General features: G+C 77.0%; 1 protein-coding gene. It reads right to left on the bottom strand.

The window, feature by feature from the left end:
- The coding region (locus BZZ08_RS38385; RefSeq protein WP_342211031.1) for an SAV_2336 N-terminal domain-related protein at positions 1-1,738 on the bottom strand (1,738 nt) is incomplete at both ends.

Here is a 1,738-nt window from a genome sequence, read left to right as displayed (position 1 = left end):
CGCGCGAGGACGGCGCGTTCGCGCAGGGCGTGCGGGGGCGCGGCGGCCCGTTCGGCGGCCCGGGTGGCCTCCGTCAGCAGCGCGGCACCGCCCTGCACCTCCCACAGCCGCAGGGTGCAGCGCGCGTACTCGCCCCACAGCTCGGGGTCGGCGCCGGCCGGCCGTTCCTGCTCGGTGGCGCCGCGCAGCAGCTGTACGGCGTCGATGACGTCCTGGACCATGCCCTCCCCGTCGAACCGGGAGAGCAGGGCGCGGGCCCGGACCACCGCCCGGTGCGTGGGCCGCTCCGCGGTGGTCTGCGGACCGGTCCGGCTGTCGTACGTCGCGAACTGCTCGGGCAACGGCATGAACCGCTCCAGGATCCGGGCGGCGACCTCCGCGAAGGGCTGCGGGACCGGGGCGGCCCCGCCGTCGCCGCCGTTCTCGCCCGGGTACCCGGGTTCGGCGCCGGAGGCGTGCGGGTGCGCGTGCGGGTGTCCGGGCCCGTCGTCGCCGAGCTGGGCGAGCGCGAGCGCCGGGAAGTTGGGGCCGCCCTTGCCGAAGTGCTGCTCGATGTACTCCGAGCAGTGCTTGAGCACCAGCATGGCCTCGTCCCGTCCGAGCCGGGACAGCAGTGCCTCGCGTACCTCGGGGTCGATGTCGTACCACTGGGAGCCGTCCTCGCCGTGGTCCGCGCGGGCCCGGGTGACCAGGCCGCCGACCAGTACCTCGGCGAGTTCGGACGGGCCGGATCCGGGCAGCATCGTCCGCTGGACCAGCTGCATCACCGGGAGGCAGAGCGGGGTCGCCGCGAGATAGACGGCCAGGCGCGCGGCGGCCGGAGACGCTCCGGCGCTGAACCTGCTGACCCGTTCCAACGGCGTGCGCCGGCGGTCCGGGCGGGCCGCCGGGGCGGCCGGCTGGTCGGCACGCACCCAGCCCACGGCGCCCGGGACCGGTCCGGAGCCGGACAGCAGGCGCGCCCACGACCCGAGGGCCACGGGCTCCGGCGGCAGTACGGGCACGGCCAGCGCGCCCCGGCGGCCCTCGGCGGAGGTGCCGGAGCTGGTACGCACCCGCAGCGCGGAGCCGCCGCCCAGGGTGTCACCGCGCGACAGGCCACCGAAGGTGACGGGCAGCCGGGTGCGGTTCCACATGCGCTGCGGCAGCGGCTGGAGCACGGCGACGGGGCCCTGCCGGGACAGGTGGTGGAGCAGCCGGTGGGCGTGGCCGCTGTGCCACAGCGGGCCGGCGCAGTCGCTGACCAGGACGACGATCCGGCGTCCGGTCGGATCGCTGAGCCGGTCGGCGGCGTGCAGCGGCGCACCGTGCGGGTCGGCGCTGCGGCTGACGGCCGGACCCCCGTCCGGGCCTTGGTGCAGGTGGCTGACCTGGACGTCCGAGAAGGCTCCCAGTCGGCTGAAGATCTGGGCCAGTTCGGCGAACAGCCGGCCCCACACGCGCATCGAGGTGGAGGCGTCCAGCACCAGTTGCAGCCGGGCGTCGCCGCGGGACAGGTACCGGCGGACGGGCAGGATCAGTCCGCCGGCCCGGGCGCTCATCTCCGCGGTGCCGACCTCGTCGAGTTCGGACCGCAGCGGTGTGGCCGGGCTCCGGTAGCCCTGCAAGGGGCGCAGGGCGCGCTGGAGTTCGAGCGGCGCGGGCAGCACGGGGGCGGCGGGCACGCCCACCGGCAGCGCGCGGGCCCGGCCGGCTCCGCGCACCCCGGGTCCTTGGCCGGGGGGCGGCGGGTAGAGGG

Origin of the sequence: Streptomyces sp. MH60 (genome assembly GCF_002939385.1) — a bacterium.
Taxonomy (GTDB): domain Bacteria; phylum Actinomycetota; class Actinomycetes; order Streptomycetales; family Streptomycetaceae; genus Streptomyces.
The sequence above is the reverse complement of the archived record's forward strand: the minus strand, read 5'-3'. Positions and strand labels throughout refer to the sequence as shown.